Source organism: Bradyrhizobium cedriense (genome assembly GCF_054602315.1).
In genome coordinates this window covers 591,897-610,798 of the sequence record NZ_JBTSWB010000005.1, presented here as the reverse complement: position 1 = coordinate 610,798, position 18,902 = coordinate 591,897, and the positions used below count along the sequence as shown (strand labels likewise).

18 protein-coding genes are annotated in these 18,902 nt (G+C 65.4%); 6 read left to right on the top strand and 12 right to left on the bottom strand.

Features of this window, described 5'->3' with window-relative positions; genetic code table 11:
• Positions 1 to 100: 100 nt before the first annotated feature.
• Positions 101 to 847 (top strand): methyltransferase domain-containing protein, encoded by a 747-nt coding sequence (locus tag ACYCVF_RS24125; protein WP_459603613.1) that lies wholly within the window; start codon positions 101 to 103, stop codon positions 845 to 847.
• Between the two features lie 123 nt (positions 848 to 970).
• Here the strand turns inward: ACYCVF_RS24125 and ACYCVF_RS24120 are convergent, their stop codons facing one another.
• The 5 genes from ACYCVF_RS24120 to ACYCVF_RS24100 all read right to left on the bottom strand — a co-directional run bounded on the left by ACYCVF_RS24120 (position 971) and on the right by ACYCVF_RS24100 (position 8,151).
• Complete coding sequence (locus ACYCVF_RS24120; RefSeq protein ID WP_459603614.1) at positions 971 to 1,762, bottom strand: DUF4167 domain-containing protein; 792 nt, start codon at positions 1,760 to 1,762, stop codon at positions 971 to 973.
• A gap of 464 nt (positions 1,763 to 2,226) precedes the next feature.
• Positions 2,227 to 3,108, bottom strand: a complete 882-nt coding sequence (prmC, locus tag ACYCVF_RS24115; RefSeq protein WP_459603615.1) for a peptide chain release factor N(5)-glutamine methyltransferase — start codon at positions 3,106 to 3,108, stop codon at positions 2,227 to 2,229.
• A gap of 3 nt (positions 3,109 to 3,111) precedes the next feature.
• Positions 3,112 to 4,197, bottom strand: a complete 1,086-nt coding sequence (gene prfA / locus ACYCVF_RS24110) for a peptide chain release factor 1 (protein ID WP_459603616.1) — start codon at positions 4,195 to 4,197, stop codon at positions 3,112 to 3,114.
• 56 nt (positions 4,198 to 4,253) lie between these two features.
• The gene (gene ptsP / locus ACYCVF_RS24105; protein ID WP_459603617.1) at positions 4,254 to 6,521 is read right to left on the bottom strand and encodes a phosphoenolpyruvate--protein phosphotransferase; all 2,268 of its coding nucleotides are present in this window, start codon (positions 6,519 to 6,521) and stop codon (positions 4,254 to 4,256) included.
• A 373-nt stretch (positions 6,522 to 6,894) separates the two neighbouring features.
• Positions 6,895 to 8,151: an aspartate kinase gene (locus tag ACYCVF_RS24100; RefSeq protein WP_459603618.1), complete on the bottom strand. Its 1,257-nt coding sequence runs from the start codon at positions 8,149 to 8,151 to the stop codon at positions 6,895 to 6,897.
• Positions 8,152 to 8,303: 152 nt separating this feature from the next.
• Here ACYCVF_RS24100 and ACYCVF_RS24095 point away from each other — a divergent pair, with 152 nt between their 5' ends.
• From ACYCVF_RS24095 to ACYCVF_RS24085, 3 genes are all read left to right on the top strand, one after another.
• Positions 8,304 to 8,771: a PH domain-containing protein gene (locus ACYCVF_RS24095; protein ID WP_459603619.1), complete on the top strand. Its 468-nt coding sequence runs from the start codon at positions 8,304 to 8,306 to the stop codon at positions 8,769 to 8,771.
• 14 nt (positions 8,772 to 8,785) lie between these two features.
• Complete coding sequence (gene ubiG, locus ACYCVF_RS24090; RefSeq protein WP_459603620.1) at positions 8,786 to 9,553, top strand: bifunctional 2-polyprenyl-6-hydroxyphenol methylase/3-demethylubiquinol 3-O-methyltransferase UbiG; 768 nt, start codon at positions 8,786 to 8,788, stop codon at positions 9,551 to 9,553.
• Positions 9,554 to 9,689: 136 nt separating this feature from the next.
• Positions 9,690 to 10,589 (top strand): EamA family transporter, encoded by a 900-nt coding sequence (locus tag ACYCVF_RS24085; protein WP_459603621.1) that lies wholly within the window; start codon positions 9,690 to 9,692, stop codon positions 10,587 to 10,589.
• Positions 10,590 to 10,700: 111 nt separating this feature from the next.
• Here ACYCVF_RS24085 and ACYCVF_RS24080 read toward each other — a convergent pair whose 3' ends face one another.
• Genes ACYCVF_RS24080 through ACYCVF_RS24065 form a run of 4 tightly spaced genes read right to left on the bottom strand, consistent with a single transcriptional unit; the run spans position 10,701 to position 13,178 of the window.
• On the bottom strand, positions 10,701 to 11,186 hold the full coding sequence (locus ACYCVF_RS24080) for a DUF1178 family protein (RefSeq protein WP_459603622.1): 486 nt from the start codon (positions 11,184 to 11,186) through the stop codon (positions 10,701 to 10,703).
• The gene (locus tag ACYCVF_RS24075; protein WP_459603623.1) at positions 11,183 to 12,061 is read right to left on the bottom strand and encodes a carbon-nitrogen hydrolase family protein; all 879 of its coding nucleotides are present in this window, start codon (positions 12,059 to 12,061) and stop codon (positions 11,183 to 11,185) included. Before ACYCVF_RS24075 ends, ACYCVF_RS24080 begins: the two co-directional genes overlap by 4 nt.
• Positions 12,058 to 12,333: a glutaredoxin 3 gene (grxC, locus tag ACYCVF_RS24070; RefSeq protein ID WP_459603624.1), complete on the bottom strand. Its 276-nt coding sequence runs from the start codon at positions 12,331 to 12,333 to the stop codon at positions 12,058 to 12,060. Before grxC ends, ACYCVF_RS24075 begins: the two co-directional genes overlap by 4 nt.
• A 35-nt stretch (positions 12,334 to 12,368) precedes the next feature.
• A complete protein-coding gene (locus ACYCVF_RS24065; RefSeq protein ID WP_459603625.1) occupies positions 12,369 to 13,178 on the bottom strand; it encodes a ComF family protein in 810 nt (269 codons plus the stop codon).
• Positions 13,179 to 13,373: 195 nt separating this feature from the next.
• Between ACYCVF_RS24065 and ACYCVF_RS24060 the strand changes: the two genes are divergently transcribed.
• The gene (locus ACYCVF_RS24060) at positions 13,374 to 14,222 is read left to right on the top strand and encodes a methyltransferase domain-containing protein (RefSeq protein WP_459603626.1); all 849 of its coding nucleotides are present in this window, start codon (positions 13,374 to 13,376) and stop codon (positions 14,220 to 14,222) included.
• 103 nt (positions 14,223 to 14,325) lie between these two features.
• On the opposite strand, the gene mutT is transcribed toward ACYCVF_RS24060, so the two are convergent.
• The gene (gene mutT, locus ACYCVF_RS24055; protein WP_459603627.1) at positions 14,326 to 14,736 is read right to left on the bottom strand and encodes an 8-oxo-dGTP diphosphatase MutT; all 411 of its coding nucleotides are present in this window, start codon (positions 14,734 to 14,736) and stop codon (positions 14,326 to 14,328) included.
• A gap of 135 nt (positions 14,737 to 14,871) precedes the next feature.
• Between mutT and ACYCVF_RS24050 the strand changes: the two genes are divergently transcribed.
• Positions 14,872 to 16,197, top strand: coding sequence for a TadE/TadG family type IV pilus assembly protein (locus ACYCVF_RS24050; protein WP_459603628.1), 1,326 nt, complete (start codon positions 14,872 to 14,874; stop codon positions 16,195 to 16,197).
• A gap of 117 nt (positions 16,198 to 16,314) precedes the next feature.
• On the opposite strand, the gene argJ is transcribed toward ACYCVF_RS24050, so the two are convergent.
• Both argJ and ACYCVF_RS24040 read right to left on the bottom strand, forming a co-directional pair.
• Positions 16,315 to 17,556 (bottom strand): bifunctional glutamate N-acetyltransferase/amino-acid acetyltransferase ArgJ, encoded by a 1,242-nt coding sequence (gene argJ, locus ACYCVF_RS24045; protein WP_459603629.1) that lies wholly within the window; start codon positions 17,554 to 17,556, stop codon positions 16,315 to 16,317.
• 102 nt (positions 17,557 to 17,658) lie between these two features.
• Positions 17,659 to 18,585: a peptidylprolyl isomerase gene (locus tag ACYCVF_RS24040; protein WP_459603630.1), complete on the bottom strand. Its 927-nt coding sequence runs from the start codon at positions 18,583 to 18,585 to the stop codon at positions 17,659 to 17,661.
• Between the last annotated feature and the right edge of the window lie 317 nt (positions 18,586 to 18,902).

Here is an 18,902-nt window from a genome sequence, read left to right as displayed (position 1 = left end):
CATCGCGCTCAGCCCCGTCAGACAAATATGGCGTTAACGTTGCGCAGGCAATGCAATATTCCGCGCGCGGCGGCCTGCTCGCGCATGTTACATTGGCGTCATGACCATCGATGTCGTCGACCTCCGTGAGTTCTATTCCCGCCGTCTCGGGATCGTGGCGCGGCAAATGATCAATCGCGGCATCAGGGAGCGTTGGCCCCGCGCCGAGGGTCAGCGCGTGCTCGGCATCGGTTATCCCACACCCTATCTCGGACTGTTCCGCGAGGACGCCGAACGCTGCATCGCTTTCATGCCGGCGGCGCAGGGCGTTCTGAAGTGGCCGACGGGACGGCCGGCGCTGGCTTCGTTGGTCGACGAATTCTCGTTGCCGCTTCCCGACGCCGCGGTCGACCGCATCCTCCTGGTGCACGCGCTCGAGATGTCGGACGATCCGGCGGCGCTGCTGCGCGAGGTGTGGCGCGTGCTCTCGCCGTCCGGGCGCGTAATCGCTGTGATTCCGAACCGGCGCGGAGTGTGGACCCGCACCGACAGCACGCCGTTTGGCCACGGCCGGCCCTATTCGCGCTCGCAGATTACCGAACTGCTGCGTCAGACCTGGTTCACGCCGACTGCCTGGGGTGAGGCGCTGTTCATGCCGCCCTATGCCGGCGGCTGGGTGCTCAAATCCGCGCAGATGTGGGAGCGTGCCGGTGCGGCCTTGTCGCTGCCCTTTGCCGGCGTCCATATCGTGGAGGCGACCAAGCAGGTCTACCGCGCGATCCCCGCCAAGCGCGAGCGCGCGCGACTCATTCCCTCGCTCGCAAAGCCTGTGCTGGTGCCGTCCCAGACGACGGTGACGCGCAGCTAGCCTCGCCTCTCGCGACGGGAGAGGGCCATCCTTGCCTGCAGTTGCGAACGGAGCAGTTAACGGACAGCCCAAAATCGTCCCGACGAGGTCGGGACGATTCATGTCAGAAGATCCAGAAGAGGCTTACTCGCCGGGTGCGACTTCGTCGCTGGACGCGGCCGGGGCCGCTTCGCGCTCGGGGCGCGGACCATGCGGACGGCGCCGCCGTCGCGGAAAGCGCTCACCGCCTCCGCCGCCTTCGAAACCACCCTGGCCGCCATTCGCGCCGGCATTCACTTGCGGCTGCGCGCCGGTGATGAAGGAGGGCAGGCGATCGACGCCGCCGGCATCGGCGATGACGGGCTGCGGCTGGTTCGCGGGCAGCGGCTGCGGCTGCGGCTGATATTGCGGCTGCGGACGATGATCGCGTTCGCGGTGCTCGCGCGGTTGCTGGTTGTCGCGCTGATAGGGCTGCTGGCCGTCGCGGTGCTGATGGTCGCGCTGGTGGTGATCGCGCTGGCCATCCCGGTCTCGCATGAAGGGCTGCTGCTGGGGCTGCGGGACGAAGCCCGGCTCCTGGCCGAAGGCCGAGAAATTCTCGCCGTCGTCCTCGCCGTCGTCGCTGTTGCTGCTGATGGGCTCATCGCCGCGCGGCTGCTGGTTCTGGCGGAACTGCTCCTGGGCCGCCGCGATCAGGCGGAAATAATGCTCGGCATGCTGGTAGTAGTTCTCGGCCGCGACGGGGTCTCCGGAGGAGCGCGCGTCACGCGCAAGCTGGAGATACTTTTCGGCGATGTGCGAAGCGGTGCCGCGGATCTTGATGTCCGGCCCGTTGGACTCGTAGACCCGGGTCATCGGGTTCTGGCCGCGCCGGTTGTTGTTGTTGTTATTGTTATTGCGGTTGCGCATCCGCTGCTTGTTCTGACCGTTTCTCATGTCCTGCCTTTAATTCCAGCCCTAAAGGTTGCACGCATTACTGATCGCTAGGAGTGCCTCGGTGACAGCGGTTCACGTCTCTCGCGCGCACCGCGCGGGAGGGCGGATCGAGCCCTGCAAATGTTCGCCGACCATCGCGTTCAACAAAGACGCGTTCCCCACCCGCCAGCATTCATTTGCCAGCGAACCCATTCATTTCGCTTGCCGAAACAAGCCCAGCGGTCTTGCGTAAGTGTTCAAGCGCAATATCTGGCTTTCGTTCACTTTGCGGTCGGAGAGCAGCGCAGCTCCATGGCCATCGCGCTCAACAGGACCTGCGGCTAGGAACCTATAATCAGTAAAGCTCTCGCCCGAGAGCCCGGCTTTTGCCCGTAGGTGTGTACGGGGCCGGCACCGATGTGTTGAACGGAACGTAGTCGTTCCCAGGCGATATTCCAAGAGGTTTTTGCAGCCCAATCCGGCTTTTATGGGGGCATTTTTCGGGCCGAAACGGCCCGCGGAATGCCCGCGAGGTCGGCCTTGGGCGGCCGGTCCACGGACAATGCGGCGCCCCTCATCAAGGTTCCGATAGTCTGGGCCTGGCCCCGTCCGGCCTCGACGATCAGCGCGCCGCCGGGGGCGAGGCGCTCGCTCGCCTGCGGGATCAGGGCGCGATAGGCGTCATATCCATCGTTGCCGCCGTCGAGCGCCAGATGCGGATCGTGCTCGCGCACCTCGATGCTCAATTTCGGAATCTCGGCCGAGGGAATATAGGGCGGGTTCGACACGATGAGGTCGAACGGACCGCGGAGTGCCGCGGCGTAGGAGCAGGCGACGAAGACGGCGCGGTCCGCGAGGCCGAGCGCCGCTGCATTGTCTCTGGCGGTTCTGAGCGCGTTCTGGCTGAGGTCGGTGCCCACGCCGACAGCATCCGGTATTTCGTGCAGCAGCGCGAGCATGATCGCGCCGGACCCGGTGCCGATGTCGGCGATACGCGGCGGATGAGATGCCTTCCTCTCGCGAATAATCTCGAGCGCGAGCTCGACCACGGCCTCGGTATCAGGGCGCGGGACCAGCGTCGCTTCCGACAAGCGGAACGGCAGGCCCCAGAATTCGCGTATTCCGAGGATGCGCGCCACGGGTTCGCCGGCGATGCGGCGCTGTGCATGCTGCGCGAGCCGCGATGCCTCGGTCGTGGTGAGGGGACGGGCAGCCTGCGTGATCAGGCCGGTGAGGTCGAGACCGAGTGCCGCGCCGACCAGGATGCGCGCGTCGAGCTCGGCTTCATCGAGCCGTGCCGATTTCAGTTGTGCGGCCAGTCTGCGCCGCGCACCCTCGATGGATTGTCCGGTGAAGGAGTTGCTCACGCCTCAGGCCGCCGCGCCTTGCGCAGCGAGCTGTGCAGCCTGGTGCTCCGTCGTCAGCGCGTCGATCAATTCGCCCAGGGCTTCACCCGCGATCACCTGCGGCAGCTTGTAGAGCGTGAGGTTGATGCGATGGTCGGTGACGCGTCCTTGCGGGAAGTTATAGGTGCGGATGCGCTCGGAGCGGTCGCCGGAGCCGACCTTCTCCTTGCGCTCGGCCGAGCGCGCGGCGTCGACCCGTTGCCGCTCGGCGTCGTAGATGCGGGAGCGCAGGATGTTCATGGCGGAAGCCCGGTTCTTGTGCTGCGAGCGGCTGTCCTGCATCATCACCACGATGCCGGTCGGGATATGGGTGATGCGGATCGCCGATTCGGTCTTGTTGACGTGCTGGCCGCCCGCGCCTTGCGCGCGCATGGTCTCGATCCGCAGGTCGTCATTCTTGATGTCGACGTCGACGTCCTCGACCTCCGGCAGGACGGCCACCGTCGCTGCCGAGGTGTGGATGCGTCCTTGCGTCTCCGTATCGGGCACGCGCTGCACGCGGTGCACGCCGGATTCGAATTTCAGCTTAGAGAACGCGCCGCGGCCCTGCACCTCCGCGATGATTTCCTTGTAGCCGCCGACGGTGCCTTCACTCGCCGAGATCACCTCGACCTTCCAGCCCTGAAGGCTGGCAAAGCGCTCATACATCCGGAACAAATCGCCGGCGAACAGGGAGGCCTCGTCGCCGCCGGTGCCGGCGCGGATTTCCAGCACCACGTTGCGGTCGTCCATGGCATCCTTCGGCAACAGCGCGACGCGGATCTTCTGGACCAGCTCCTCGATCTTTTGCGTCAGCTCGTCGCGCTCGGCCTGCGCCATGCCGCGCATGTCGGCATCGGTCGCGGGATCGGCGATCAGCGCCTCGGTATCCGCGAGCTCCTTGACGGCAGAACGATAGGTTTTGACTGCCTCGATCAGCGGCGTGATCTCGGCGAGCTCGCGCGTGATCTGCACATAGCGCTCGGAGGAGAGCTGTCCCAGCGATTCGGCCTCGAGCGAGGCGTGATGCGCGAGCAGAACGTCCAGTTTGGCTTCGGGAAGTGACGACATCGGTTCGGTCTCAATAGCGGCAAGAGGCGGGGCGGCAGGACGCGGTAACGGGCCCGCTACAAGGCCAGGCCTTCGGCCTCGGCAAATTCCGTCAGCTTCTGCCGGATCGAGACGCTGCCCGCGGGCGCGTCCAGCAACGGACCGAGCACAGCTTCGGCCTTCTTGGCGTCGAGATCGAGCACCATGGCCTTGACCGGGCCGAGCGCAGTCGCCGAGAGCGACAGCGAACGATAGCCCAGAGCGATCAGCGCCAGCGCGCCGATCGGCTTGGACGCCATCTCGCCGCAGAGCGAGAGCGACTTCTCGGCAGCGTACGCCTTGCGTGCAATGTCGCGCAGTGCGCGCAGGATCGGCGCAGACATGGTGTCGAAGCGCTCGGAGACTTTGGCATTGCCGCGATCGACCGCGAACATGAATTGGAACAGATCGTTGGAGCCGACCGAGATGAAATCGACCTTCTTCAGGAGCTCGTCGAGCTGATAGAGCAGGGCGGGCACCTCGACCATGGTGCCGATGTCGATCCGTTCCGGCAGCGTATGGCCGTGCTGGCGCAAATAAGTGAGCTCGCGCTCGACCAGTGCCTTGGCCGCATCGAACTCGGCGACCTCCGAGATCATCGGGAACATGATGCGCAGCGCGCGGCCGCCGCCGGCGCGCAAGAGCGCGCGGATCTGGCCGCGCAACAGGCCGGGACGGTCGAGCCCGAGGCGGATCGCGCGCCAGCCGAGCGCGGGATTCTCCTCGATCACCGCTTCCATGTAGGGCAGCGCCTTGTCGCCGCCGATGTCGAGGGTGCGGAAGGTGACGGGTTTGCTGCCGGCGGCATCGAGCACGGTGCGATAGAGCGCGAGCTGGTCGCTGGTGCGCGGCAGGCTCTGGCCGACCATGAATTGCAGCTCGGTGCGGAACAGGCCGATGCCGGCGCTGCCGGTATCCTCGATGTGCGGCAGGTCGATGGCCAATCCCGCATTGATCATCAGCTCGACCTTCTGGCCGTCCTTGGTGACGCAGGGCCGGTCACGCAGCGCCAGATACTGTGCCTGGCGGCGGGCGCGGAAGCGCACGCGCTCCGCGAAAGCGGCCTCGATCTCCTGCGACGGGCGCACATAGATCGAGCCCGAGGTGCCGTCGACGATGATGGCATCGCCGGGATCGGCAATGCCGGGCGCGTTCGGGACTTCGCCGACCGCGGGAATGCCGAGCGCACGCGCCACGATCGAGACATGGGAATTGGCGGTGCCTTCCTCCAATACGATGCCGCGCAGGCGCTTGCGGTCGTAGTCGAGCAGCGCCGCCGGGCCCATCGCGCGCGCAATGACGATCGCGTTGTCGGGCAATTGTTCACGCGAAGGCGCGTGATCCTGGCCGACCAGCTGCCGCATCAGGCGGTAGCCGAGGTCTTCAAGGTCGTGCAGCCGGTCGCGCAAATAGGGGTCGGTCGAGCGCAGCATGCGCGCGCGGGTGTCGGACTGCACGCGCTCGACGGCGGCTTCCGCGGTAAGACCGGTGGCGACCGCCTCGTGCAGCTTGTGTGACCACCCCTGGTCGTTGGCGAACATGCGGTAGGCTTCCAGCACCTCGCGGTGCTCGCCACCCTCGGCGACGTCGCCGCGCTCCAGCATGCGATCGAGATCGGCCCGCAGCTTGGCAAGCGCGGTGTCGAGCCGCTTGATCTCCTTCGGCAGGTCTTCGGCGATGTAGTCCTTGATGACGACGCGCGGCTCGTGCAGCACGACATGGCCGAGCGCGATGCCCTCGGACAGGATCGCGCCAACCTTCTGCGCGGAATGGCGCGCCGCCGGCTCCTGGCCCGGCTGGGCCAGCGCGGACAGCTCGCCCGAGGCGATCAACTCGGCCAGCACCATGGCGGTGGTCTGGAGCGCCTCGAGCTCCTCCTCGACATAGTTGCGCTTGGCGCGGTTCTGCACCACCAGCACGCCGAGCGTGTTGCCGGCCCGCAGGATCGGCACGCCGAGGAAGGAGTGATAGATTTCTTCGCCGGTCTCGGGTCGGAACGAGAAGGCGGGATGGCTCTGCGCGTCGCTTAAGTTGAGCGGCGTCGCCTCGCTGGCGACGAGGCCGACGAGGCCCTCATGGGCGCTCAGCACGGTGTGGTGCACCGCCTCGCGGTTGAGGCCTTCGGTGGCGTAGAGCTCGAGCGTGTTGTCGATGCGCAGCACGTAGACCGAGCACACCTCGGCCACCATGTTGGCGGCGATCAGCACCACGATCTTGTCCAGCCGCTCCTGGGCCGAGACCTGCTCCGCCATGGTTTCGCGGAGCCGTCTCAACAAGACGCGGGGACCTCCCGACGCGCTCCGCATGAACCGTCAATCTCCTCCGTCTGCCGGGCCCGGCGGTATCGGCCGGCGGCTGGCCCAAAATTCCAGAAAAACAACCAAATTGTTCGTCCGGCGCTGGCACAAACCCAAAATCTACTTGAGATCAGCGCTTGTACCGAATCAGCGCCGCCTGAACTGGGACACAGTCTGCGGCAGCCCACCCTGTTCGCCGTATAGCGAATTGAGGCTTGTTTTGCCAAGCAAAACGCCTGCCAAACGCGAAGGTGTGTACACCTTCGCGTTTGCTGCGACCGCTAAGAGAAAATTAGCCTATGCATGGTCCGGAAAAGTGCGAAGCGGTTTTCCGGAAAGACCATGCTCTAGCAACAATCTGAAGCGCGACGATGGTCGCGCTTTAGCCCTGGTCGAGGCCGTAGAGCGTATGCAGGGTACGCACCGCAAGCTCGGTATAAGCCGTGTCGATCAGCACCGAGAATTTGATCTCGGAGGTTGTAATGGCCCGGATGTTGATGTTTCGTCCGGCGAGGGCCGAGAACGCCTGGGCGGCGACGCCGGCATGGCTGCGCATGCCGCTGCCGATCACCGAGATCTTGGCCACGTCGGTGGCGGTATCGAGCCGCGCATAACCGATCTTGGCCTTGGCTGCGGTAATCGTATCCTTGGCGCGGGTGTAGTCGGCGGCCGGCACCGTGAAGGTCAGGTCGGTGGTCTTGCCGTCCTCGGAGACATTCTGCACGATCATGTCGACGTTGATGTTGGCATCCGCCAGCGGGCCGAAGATCGAGGCCGCAACGCCAGGCTTGTCCTCGATCTGGCGCACCGAGATCTGGGCCTCGTCCTTCGAAAAGGCGATGCCGGTGACGACGTGGCTTTCCATGATCTCCTCCTCGCTGCAGATCAGCGTGCCGGGCGGCTGGTTGGCATGCGGGTCGATATCCTCGGGCTTGTCGAAGCTCGAGCGGACGAAAATGGGCATGTTGTGGACCATGCCGAGTTCCACCGAGCGAACCTGGAGCACCTTGGCGCCCTGCGAGGCCAGTTCCAGCATGTCCTCGAACGCGATCTTGTCGAGCCGCTTGGCCTTCGGCACGATTCGCGGGTCGGTGGTGTAGACGCCGTCGACGTCGGTGTAGATGTCGCAACGGTCCGCCTTGACGGCGGCAGCGATCGCCACGGCCGAGGTGTCGGAGCCGCCGCGGCCGAGCGTGGTGATGCGGCCTGTCTCGGGGTTGATGCCCTGGAAGCCGGCGATGACCGCGACCTCCTTGCGCTGCTTGAAGCGCTTGATGATCTCGCTGCCGTCAATGTCCTCGATCCGGGCGGAGGCATGGGCGTCGCTGGTCTTGATCGGAATCTGCCAGCCCTGCCACGAGCGGGCCTGAATGCCCATGCCCTGCAGCACGATTGCGAGCAGGCCTGAGGTCACCTGTTCGCCCGAGGCGACCACGGCGTCATATTCGCGCGCATCGTGCATCGGCGAGGCCTCGGTGCACCAGGCCACCAGCTCGTTGGTCTTGCCGGCCATGGCGGAGACGACGACGGCCACTTCATGGCCGGCATCGACCTCGCGCTTCACATGGCGTGCGACGTTGCGGATACGTTCGATGTTGGCGACGGACGTGCCGCCGAATTTCATCACGAGGCGGCTCATGACGACGCGTGCATTCCTTCATAAGGATCAGTATGGTGGCCCGCACTGGACGGGTGCCTCGGGGACACCGACCGCGCGTATACAGAGCGGCGGGGCCGGGGGCAAGCGGGTTCCTGCGGGTGGGTTGCAGGGGTAGTGGGTTAACCGAGGTCATGGCGCGCTATATCGACGAGATCCTGCAACCGGGCGAGCGGGTGCTGTATTCGACCAATGCGCACTGGATCTTTTACTTTCCGGCCATCGTGGCCTGGATCGTGGCGCTGGCCCTGTTCGTGCTGTCCCGGCAGGCGATCGCCGACTGGCTCGTCTTGCTTTGCCTCGGCGCGGCGGGGCTGGTGGCCCTGGCAGCCTTGTACTGGACCATCAAGGGCTGGTTCCATCGCTTCACCACCGAGACCGACGTCACCAACCTCCGGGTCGTGCACAAGACCGGTTTCATCAAGCGCCGCACCTTCGAGATGGCGCTGGACAAGGTCGAGAGCGTCGATGTCGACCAGACCATTCTAGGACGTATTCTCAACTACGGCGACGTGACGATTCGCGGCGTCGGCGAGGGGATCGAGACGATCAGGACAATCGCCTCGCCGCTCGCCTTCCGTAGCTCGATCACCACGCGGTAGGACCGCGCGTAACCATGAGCATGCAGCAAAATACTTCCCTTTCTGCCCAGCCGGGCTCGACCGTCGACGCCGCCGAGATCGCGAAGTTCTCAAAACTCTCGGCGGAGTGGTGGGACCCCAAGGGCAAGATGGCGCCGCTGCACCGGATCAACCCGCTGCGGCTCGGCTACATCCGCGACGCCGCCTGCCGCAAGTTCGAGCGCAACGTGCGCAGCCTCAATTGTCTCGGCGGCCTGCGCGTGCTCGACATCGGCTGCGGCGCCGGCCTGCTGTGCGAGCCGTTGTCGCGGCTGGGCGCACAGGTCATCGGCATCGACCCCTCGGCGAGCAACATCGCGGCTGCGAAGCTGCACGCCGACAAGAGCCATCTTGCGATCGACTATCGCTGCACCACGGTGGAGGAAGTCGACCCGCGCGAGCGCTTCGACATCGTGCTGGCGATGGAGGTGGTCGAGCACGTCACCGATGTCGGCGTCTTTCTGAAGCGCTGCGCCGCGATGCTGAAGCCGAACGGCCTGATGGTCGTCTCGACACTGAACCGCAACTGGAAGAGCTTCGCCCTTGCCATCGTCGGCGCCGAATATGTTCTGCGCTGGCTGCCGCGCGGCACCCACGAATGGAACAAGTTCGTCACCCCCGACGAGCTCGCGAAATATCTGCTCGACAACCGCCTCGTCATCACCGAGCAGACCGGCGTCGTCTACAGCCCCTTCGCCGACAAATGGTCCCTCTCGTCCGACATGGACGTGAATTACATGGTGGTGGCCGAAGGCATGGTGTGAACTACCGTGGGTGAGGTGCGGGCTGTACTCCGAATTTGTTGCGAGAGCATCGCACCCATGACATCCGTATGATTGACCTGCTTCGCTGCTAGGGTCAGGTTGGCCGAAATCTTCTCCCTCCCACCGCCACCACCCCATGCTCACCATCGCCAGCCTCTGGATTCCCTTCACCGTCATTGCCGCGCTCGGGCAGGTCGCGCGCAATGCGATGCAGCGGTCGCTGACGAAGCCGCTGGGGACCTGGGGCGCGACCAACATCCGCTTCCTGTTCGGCTTTCCGTTCTCGGTGCTGTTTCTTGGTGTGGTGCTGCTGGCGACCGGCGATCATGTCGGCATGCCGCCGACCGTGTTCTGGCCGTGGCTGTTGTTAGGAGCGCTCAGCCAGATCGTTGCCACCGGCCTGATGCTGCTGGCGATGAACGACCGCTCCTTCGTGGTGACGACGGCGTATCTGAAGACCGAGGCGATCCAGACCGCCGTCTTCGGCTTCATCTTCCTCGGCGATCATCTGACCTGGCTCAAGGTGCTCGCGATCGTGATCGCGACGGTCGGCGTCGTCATCACCGCGCTGAGGCCGGGCGGCGAGAAGAGCTTTGCCGAGCTGAAGCCGACCATTACGGGCCTCATCGCCGCCGCGGCTTTCGCGCTGTCGGCGGTCGGCTTCCGCGGCGCCATCATCAACGTGCCGAATGTGTCGTTCGTGACGGCAGCGTCCTTCACGCTGGTGCTCGGCCTGTTCGTACAGACGCTGGTGCTGACCACCTATCTGCTCTGGCGCGCGCCAGACGTATTGCGCGGAATCCTCGGATTATGGAGGCCGTCGATGCTCGCCGGCTTCACGGGCGCCTTCGCCTCGCAATTCTGGTTCCTCGCCTTTGCGCTCACGGCCGCAGCCAATGTCCGTACCCTCGCACTGGTCGAGGTGCTGTTCGCGCAGGCCGTGGCCCATTACTCATTCAAACAGCCGATCGCTACGCGCGAGATTCTTGGCATCGTGCTGATCGTGGCCGGCGTGGCGCTGTTAGTCGCGGCCTGATCGTTCAAATGCCGTCATGCCCGGGCTCGTCCCGGGCATCCACGTTCTTCGTGGGCTGGGCAAGGCGTGGATGGCCGGGTCAAGCCCGGCCATGACGAAGAAGCGTGCGCGTCAATTCCGGTCTTCCGGCAGCACCGGCAGTGGCGAGACTTCGATGCCTTCGTCGATCAGCGACTTCGCCTCTTCCGGCGAGGCCTCGCCGTAGATCGGACGGTGCTCCTTGTCGCCGTAATGCATCGCGCGGGCTTCGTTGGCGAAGCGGTCGCCGACATTGTCGGCGGACTTGACGATGTGGTCACGCAGCTCCTTGAGCTTGGCGCGCAGCTCGCGCTCCTGCGCCATCAGCAGCGAGGTCGGTCCTGATGACGCAGCGTCGGGCGTCGTGGCCGTGGTGACTGGCTCCGGCGGCGGTGTCGCGCGGCCACGGCCCTTCTTGCCGACGATGCGCGGCGCCATGATCGCCTTCTCGACCTTGGCCGAGCCGCAGATCGGGCAGGTCACGAGCTTCCGCTTCACCTGCGAATCATAGGCGGACGAGCTCTGGAACCAGCTCTCGAAGTCATGGTCGCGGTCGCAGCGAAGTGCGTAGCGGATCATGCCGATCCCCGCACGAGGTGCAGGTGGTCCGGCCCGGCCTTGGGATCGGAGACGCCGAAGCGGCGGCCATGCTGGAGCGACGGGATAGCCCGACGGGCGGTCTCGACCTTGGCCGGGTCGATCTTCGCCATGATGATGCCGGGCTCGACGTCACCCTCGGCGAGAATCTCGCCCCAGGGATCGATGATCAGCGAATGGCCATAGGTCTCGCGCTTGTTCTCGTGCAGGCCCGCCTGGGCCGCGGCGAAGACGAAGCAGCCGGTCTCGATCGCGCGCGCGCGCAGCAGCACGTGCCAATGCGCTTCGCCGGTCTTGCGGGTGAACGCAGAGGGCACGGTGATGAAGGACGCACCGCTCTCGGCGAGCGCGCGGTAGAGTGCCGGGAAGCGCACGTCGTAACAGATCGTCAGCCCGACGCGGCCCCAGGGCAGGTCGGAGATCACGGCCGTCTCGCCCGGCTGGTAGTTGGCGGATTCGCGGTAGCTCTCGCCGTCCGGCAGCTCGATGTCGAACATGTGGATCTTGTCGTAGCTCGCGAGCACGTTGCCGTCGGGCCCGATCAGGAAGGAGCGGTTGACCGCCTTCTCCGCCGAGAAGCGCAGCGCCAGCGAGCCGACATGGAGGTGAATCTTCAGCTCCGCCGCGAGCGCCCGGTACGCCTTCAGCGAAGTGTCGTCCTCTTCGCTCTGGAGATGCTCGAACAGCGCCTTGCGGTTCAGCTGCATCATGTTGCTGACTTCGGGCGTCTGCACGTAGTCGGCGCCATTGGCCGCAGCCTGCCGGATCAACCTCGTTGCCTGTTCGAGGCTCGGCCCGGGCATCAGGCCAGTGCGCATCTGCACCATCGCCGCGGTGAATGTGCGGTTCTCGCTCATGAGATGGCCTTGACGCTCTCGAGCATGCCGTCGAGCTTGCCTTCCCGATCGAGCGCATAGAGCTCGTCACAGCCGCCGATATGGGTGCCGCCGATCCAGATCTGGGGGAACGTCGACCCCTGGCCGGCACGACCGTACATTTCCTCGCGCCAGGAGGGGTTCTTGGCCACATCGAATTCGGTGAAGGCCGCCTTCTTGCGGGTCAGCAGCGACTTGGCGGCGGAACAATAGCCGCAGCCCGGCCTGGTGTAGATCTCGACAGCAGCAGTCATGGCGTCCAGCGCTCTCATGTCATGAAGTCATTGAATTATATGGGACGGGGGCCGCTCTCGACAACCCGGGCGAAGACCAGCACGTCGACCTGGGCCGCTTTGGCGCGCAGCAGGACCCGCGCGCAGGCATCCAGCGTTGCCCCCGACGTCAGGACATCGTCTATCACGATGATGCGGCGGCCCTGGACGTCAGCCTGACGGTCGGGAGATACCTGGAATGCACCCTGCACATTGGTGGCGCGCTGAGCCCGCGACAGGCCAATCTGCTGCTCGGTCGGGCGTACCCGGCGGAGCACCTCGCCTCGGACCTTCACCCCGCTCTGCCGTTCGATGGCACGCGCGAGCGCTCCGGACTGGTTGTAGCGCCGGCGCCAGGCTCGCCGCCAATGCAAGGGAACGGGTACCAGCATGTCGGCGCCGGCGAGCAGTTCGCCGCCCGCGCGCGCCATCCAGCGGCCCATGGCCGGTGCCAGGTCCGTGCGGTCCTGGTATTTCAGCGCGTGGACCAGCGTACGCGCCACATCATCGTAGCGCACCGCCGCCCGCGCTCGCTGGTAGGCCGGCGGGCTCGCGATCGCCTCCATCGACAGCATATCGGGGCCGGGGTCATAGACGAAGGGAATGCCCAGCCGCGGGCAGTAGGGCCGCTCGATGAACGACAACCGCGCCCAGCACGAAGCACAAACGCCCTCGCCGTCGACCGGCTCGTGGCAGGAGACGCACTGCGTCGGCAGCGCAACGTCGAGCGCGAGCCGTGCTGCGCGCGACAGCACGTGGCGGCCAGCCGTCCACGCCGCCCGCAGCGGGGAGGCGAAGGAACGGATGCGGGTGGTTTCGGCTTCCATGAGGGAAGGCTAGCGTTCCGCAATCATCCGCTCAAGCCTCGGTCTCGCGCGCCGGACGTAGCGCTCTTCGCCGCTGAGCCGGGGCCCAGAGAGCTGCACGCGCGGATGCGTGGCTCCGGCTGCGCAGCAGCGCAAGAGTGCTGCAACGGACAGGAGAGCGTTGCCAGAACCGTCGTGATCAGCGTAACCAGCAGCATGGCTCAAACCCCGCAAACCCCGCTCGCCTTGTTCGATCGCGCCTTGCTGAACGCGCGGCAGCGGCGTGCACGGGCGCTGGGCGAGGTCACGTTCCTGCTCGATCGCATCGCCGAGGACATGACCGACCGGCTGGCTGCGGTGGTGCGCGAGTTTCACGCTCCAGCCGATCTCTGGACGCCCGGCGACGGGCTCACGGCGTTGCGCACACGGCTTCCGACAATCGCGCGGATTGCACCCGATGCGACGGGCGCGGAGGCGCTGCCCTTTGCGCCGGAAAGCCTTGATCTCGTTGTCTCGGCGCTGGCTCTGCAATTCGTCAACGACCTTCCCGGCGTGTTCGCGCAGGTCCGGCGCGCGCTGAAGCCGGACGGGCTGCTGCTCGCTGCGATGATCGGCGGCGACAGCCTCACGGAGCTGCGGCAGGCCTTTGCTGCCGCCGAAGCGGAATGCGAGGGCGGCGTGTCGCCGCGCGTCGCGCCGTTCGCGGACTTGCGCGATATCGGCGCGCTGCTGCAGCGCGCGGGCTTTGCGTTGCCGGTGACCGATGTCGACCGTGTCGTGGTGCGCTATGCCAATGCGTTCGCGCTGATGCAGGATCTGCGCCGCATGGGCGCGGCCAACGTGCTGATCGAGCGGCGGCGGACGCCGAGCCGGCGCGCGACTCTGCTGCGGATGGCCGAAATCTACGCTGAGCGCTTTGCCGATGCCGACGGCCGCGTCCGCGCGACGTTCGACATCATCTGGCTGTCCGGCTGGGCCCCCCATGCGAGCCAGCAGCAGCCGCTCAAGCCCGGGTCGGCCAAGGCAAGCCTGGCGGAAGCGGTGAGGAAGGCGGGAGAAACGTAGGTTATCCATCGTCATTCCGGGGCGATGCGCAGCATCGAACCCGGAATCTCGAGATTCCGGGTTCTCGCTTCGCGAGCTCCGGAATGACGATGCAAGAGCATCATCACATCAGCAAATCGATCAAATGCGGGATCAGCGGAATGTCCGCCGGCGGCATCGGATAGTCGCGCAGCTTGTTGGTGCGGACCCAGGCGAGGTTCTGGCCCTCGCGCGGCGTCACCTGCCCTTCCCAGCGCCGGCAGATGTATAGCGGCATCAGGAGGTGAAAGGTCTCGTAGCCGTAGCTCGCGAAAGTCAGCGGTGCGAGGCATGGCTCGGCTACGGTGATACCGAGCTCCTCGTGAAGCTCGCGGATCAGGCTCTGCTCCGGCCGCTCGCCCGCTTCGAGCTTGCCGCCGGGAAATTCCCAGAGGCCGGCCAGCGCCTTGCCCTCGGGGCGCTGCGCGATCAGGACGCGCTTGTCGGCGTCGACCAGCGCGCAGGCCACCACCAGTGTCAGTTTCAGATCGGCCATCCGTGACTTTCGATTGCTGAAGTCCATTCGCAACGGATTGTTTACCCCATTGCCGTCCGTGTTCTGGGGTCTCCATAAGTCATATTTAATCGGCGGTTCCTAGAGTGGAACAATCAAACCACTCCGGACCGAGTCATGCGCGCAGCGATTTCCACCATCATCCACCGGTTCGTCCATGACCGGCGCGGGAATATCGCGGTCATTTTCGCGCTGTCCTGCGTTCCCTTGATCAGCGCCGTCGGCTGCGCCGTCGACTATTCGCGCGCGACCCACGCCCGGTCCAAGCTTCAGGCCGCGGCCGACGCCGCCAGTGTCGGCTCGATCGCCAAGGCTTCCCCGGCGTTCAAGGCGGCCGGCGCCATGACTTCGGACGGCTCGATTGCCGTTGGCGTCACTGATGCCGAGAACATCTTCAACGCCAATCGCGCCAATCTGTCCGACTACAAGCTCACCAGCCTCACGACCACGGTCGTCAAGTCCGGCTCGACCGTCACCTCGACCGTTGCGTTCAGCGCCACCATCAACACCATGTTTCTCGGCCTGATCGGCAAGGCCGCGCTGACCATGACCGGCACGTCGAAGGCGACGGCCAGCATGCCGCTCTATATCGACTTCTATCTGATGCTCGACAATTCGCCGTCCATGGGCGTCGGTGCGACGCCGGCCGACGTGCAGAAGATGGTCAACAACACATCGGACAAGTGCGCTTTCGCCTGCCACGATCTCAAGGACAAGAACAATTACTACGACCTTGCCAAGAAGCTTGGCGTGACCACCCGGATCGACGTGCTTCGGAGCGCCACGCAGTCGTTGATGGATACGGCGAGCGCCACCCAGACCTATTCGAACCAGTTCAGGATGGCGATCTACGATTTCGGCGGCTCCGCGAGCACGCTCGGCCTGCGCAGTCTGTTTTCGCTGTCGGCCTCTCTCTCCAGCGCCAAGACGGCGGCAGGTAAGATCGACCTGATGTCGGTGAACGGCCAGAACGAGAACAACGATCAGGACACCCCGTTCACCGCGGTATTTCCCGCGATCAACGGTCAGATCAGTGCGCCCGGACCGGGCACGTCGTCCAGTCCGCTCAAATATCTGTTCTTCGTATCCGACGGGGTCGCTGACGAGAACAACACCGCATGCCTGAAACCGCGCTCGGGCACCACGCGTTGCCAGTCGCCGCTCAATCCTGCGCTCTGCAAGGCGATGAAGGATCGCGGCGTCAAGATCGCCGTGCTGTACACGACGTACCTCGCGCTGCCCACCAACACCTGGTACATGAATTGGATCAATCCGTTCAATGCCGGCCCCTATGGTCCGTCGCCGAACAGCGAGATCGCGAAGAACATGCAGAGCTGCGCCTCGACCGGGCTGTATTTCGAAGTGAGCCCGACGGAAGGCATCGCGGACGCGATGAACGCGTTGTTCAAGAAGGCGGTCGCGGACGCGAGGCTCTCGGGCTGACGGCTTTGCCGTCATTCCGGGGCAATGGCTCGGCATTGATCCCGGAATCTCGAGCTGCATGACGTCAGGATTCCGCGCGGCCTCGCTTCGCGGGCCCCGGAACGACTGCCTCGAGCCCTACGACCTGTAATCCCCGTTGATCGCGACGTACTCCTTGGTGAGGTCGCAGGTCAGCACGCGATCACGGCCCTTGCCGAGGCCGAGCGAGACCTTGATCGCGATCTCCGGCGCCTTCATTGCTTCCGACACCTGGGCTTCGTCATAGTCCGGATCGCGCGCGCCGCTCTTGGCGACGCGGATGCCGTTGAACGAGATGGAGAGCTTGTCGCGATCGGCCGGCTCGCCGGCCTTGCCGACCGCCATCACCACGCGCCCCCAATTGGCGTCCTCGCCGGCGATCGCCGTCTTCACCAGCGGCGAGTTTGCGATCGACATTGCGATCTTGCGCGCCGAGGCCTTGGTCTTGGCGCCCTCGACCGTGATCTCGATCAGCTTGCGCGCGCCTTCCCCGTCCCGCGCCACCTGCTCGGCGAGATTGGCGAGCACCTGATTGAATGCCTTTACGAAGGCCTTCAGCCGGGGGTCGCTGGCGCGGCTGATCTTCGGCGCGCCCTGCTCGGCGGCGGCTCCCGTCGCGAAGGCGAGCAGGGTGTCCGAGGTCGAGGTGTCGCCGTCGATCGTCACCGCATTGAACGTGTCCTCGACGCCGCTCTTGAGCAGCGCCTGCAGGGCCGCCGGCGCGATCGGGGCGTCCGTGAAGATGAAGGACAGCATCGTCGCCATGTCGGGAGCGATCATGCCGGCGCCCTTGGCCATGCCGTTGATGGTGACCTTGGCCTTGCCGAGCTTGACGGTCGCGGTCGCGACCTTCGGGAACGTGTCGGTGGTCATGATCGCCTTGGCCGCGGCGAGGTAATGGCCGGGCTCGGCGGTCTCGGCGAGGCGGCCGAGCACGCCGTCGAACTTGGTCGCATCCAGCGGCTCGCCGATCACGCCGGTCGAGGCCAGGAAGATCTCGCCCTCGCTGCACCCGATCGCCTTGGCCGCGATCTTTGCCGTCAGCGCCGTGGAGGCGCGGCCGGTCTTGCCGGTGAAGGCGTTGGCATTGCCGGAATTGACCACCAGAGCGCGCGCCTTGCCGCCCTTCAGCTTGGCGCGGCACCATTCCACCGGCGCGGACGGGCATTTCGATTTGGTGAAGACGCCGGCGACCGCGGTGCCCTTGTCCATCACCGCCAGCAGCACGTCGGTGCGGTTCTTGTAGCGGATGCCGGCTTCGGCCGTCGCAAGACGGATGCCCGCGATCGCGGGCATGTCGGGAACGGTCGTGGGAGCGAGCGGGGAGACGGTGGAGGACATCGTGGGGCGCCTTGGTGAGGTCTGGACATGCAGATGGCCGGGGGATGCCCGGCCATTGCGATGCTTAGATACTCTCGGCGTCAGCGAAGTGACAGCGAATTCTTACTTCTTCGCCGGCGGCGCCATCTTGCTGTCGGACGGCTTGGCCGTGTCCGCGGGCTTGGCGTCCTTGGATGCACCCGCCGCCGGCTGGTCCAGCCGCTCGACCTTGGCTTCCGTGCGCAGCTTGGCGACATACTCGGCCTGGGCCTTGCGGGTCACGTACTGCTCGATCTGGGCCTTGACCTGCTCGAAATCAGGCGCCTTGCGGTTGCGCTTCTCCTCGACCTTGATGACGTGCCAGCCGAACTGCGACTTGACGGGATCGGAAATCTTGCCCGGCTCCAGCGCGAACGCGACGGCCGAGAACTCCGGCACCATCTGCTCCTTCGTGAAGAAGCCGAGGTCGCCGCCATCGGCGGAGCCCGGGTCCTTGGACTTCTTCTTGGCGAGCTCGGCGAAATCGGCGCCCTTGTCGAGCTCGGCCTTCACTGCCTTGGCCTCATCCTCGGTCTCGACCAGGATGTGGCGGGCGCGCACCTCCTGCTCGCCGGTGATCTGCCTGGAGGCCTCCTCATAGACCTTCTTCATGGCGTCCGGCGTGGTGGCGGCCTTGCCCTCGCTGGCGAGCAGGCTGTCCATCAGAAGCCGGTTGCGGGCGAATGCCAGGCGCTTCTTGAACTCCTCGCTGTCGGCGATCTTCTTGTCTTCGGCAGCCTTGCTGACGATCTTCATGTCGATCAGGAAGGACAGGACGTTCTCATCCTTGGTCGCCGGGTCCATCTGGGCGAGGCTCGCCCCGAGTTCCTCCTCGGCCATGGCGACGTCGCTCTTCTTGATCTCGGCGCCATTGACCTTCGCCAGCACCGGATCGTCGGCAGCCCGGAGCGGGCCCGCGATCGCCAGGGACAGCGCCAGAACGAGGCAGCCAGCCAGGGCGGATGCATGGCGGAAGCGCTGGCCGGTGATTACCGGGGACGAGGTGGTCATGGAAAATCCTTTTGTTGAAGCAGGGGGCTGCTCGAGCGGGGCGGACACTCGCCCAATTCAGGGGGGCTTGGCAACGCGAAAAGTCTGTCAAAATGATGAATTAGCCGCAATGCGCCCGCCGTTGACAAGGCCCTGACCGGGCCATATCTCTGCCCGGTCGCGACCATGGCGATGGCTTTTATTTTGCTGCGTTTTTGGCCGTTGAACCCAGACTTGCCCAATTCCCACCCATATGGCGGATGACCGCAGTCCGGGCTCTGACGCCGCGAAGCGTCACGGTGAGTTGATAGGCAGGCGGGTGACAACTTCTCGGCTGC

Coding starts and splice junctions, on each gene's coding strand:
- ACYCVF_RS24065 (WP_459603625.1), bottom strand. CDS start 13,178: ATGGAAGCCGAAACCACCCGCATCCGTTCCTTCGCCTCCCCGCTGCGG.
- mutT (WP_459603627.1), bottom strand. CDS start 14,736: ATGGCCGATCTGAAACTGACACTGGTGGTGGCCTGCGCGCTGGTCGAC.
- ACYCVF_RS24095 (WP_459603619.1), top strand. CDS start 8,304: ATGGCGCGCTATATCGACGAGATCCTGCAACCGGGCGAGCGGGTGCTG.
- ACYCVF_RS24125 (WP_459603613.1), top strand. CDS start 101: ATGACCATCGATGTCGTCGACCTCCGTGAGTTCTATTCCCGCCGTCTC.
- grxC (WP_459603624.1), bottom strand. CDS start 12,333: ATGACTGCTGCTGTCGAGATCTACACCAGGCCGGGCTGCGGCTATTGT.
- ACYCVF_RS24060 (WP_459603626.1), top strand. CDS start 13,374: ATGGCTCAAACCCCGCAAACCCCGCTCGCCTTGTTCGATCGCGCCTTG.
- ACYCVF_RS24075 (WP_459603623.1), bottom strand. CDS start 12,061: ATGAGCGAGAACCGCACATTCACCGCGGCGATGGTGCAGATGCGCACT.
- ACYCVF_RS24050 (WP_459603628.1), top strand. CDS start 14,872: ATGCGCGCAGCGATTTCCACCATCATCCACCGGTTCGTCCATGACCGG.
- ptsP (WP_459603617.1), bottom strand. CDS start 6,521: ATGCGGAGCGCGTCGGGAGGTCCCCGCGTCTTGTTGAGACGGCTCCGC.
- ACYCVF_RS24040 (WP_459603630.1), bottom strand. CDS start 18,585: ATGACCACCTCGTCCCCGGTAATCACCGGCCAGCGCTTCCGCCATGCA.
- argJ (WP_459603629.1), bottom strand. CDS start 17,556: ATGTCCTCCACCGTCTCCCCGCTCGCTCCCACGACCGTTCCCGACATG.
- ACYCVF_RS24085 (WP_459603621.1), top strand. CDS start 9,690: ATGCTCACCATCGCCAGCCTCTGGATTCCCTTCACCGTCATTGCCGCG.
- ACYCVF_RS24100 (WP_459603618.1), bottom strand. CDS start 8,151: ATGAGCCGCCTCGTGATGAAATTCGGCGGCACGTCCGTCGCCAACATC.
- ACYCVF_RS24080 (WP_459603622.1), bottom strand. CDS start 11,186: ATGATCCGCTACGCACTTCGCTGCGACCGCGACCATGACTTCGAGAGC.
- ubiG (WP_459603620.1), top strand. CDS start 8,786: ATGAGCATGCAGCAAAATACTTCCCTTTCTGCCCAGCCGGGCTCGACC.
- ACYCVF_RS24120 (WP_459603614.1), bottom strand. CDS start 1,762: ATGAGAAACGGTCAGAACAAGCAGCGGATGCGCAACCGCAATAACAAT.
- prfA (WP_459603616.1), bottom strand. CDS start 4,197: ATGTCGTCACTTCCCGAAGCCAAACTGGACGTTCTGCTCGCGCATCAC.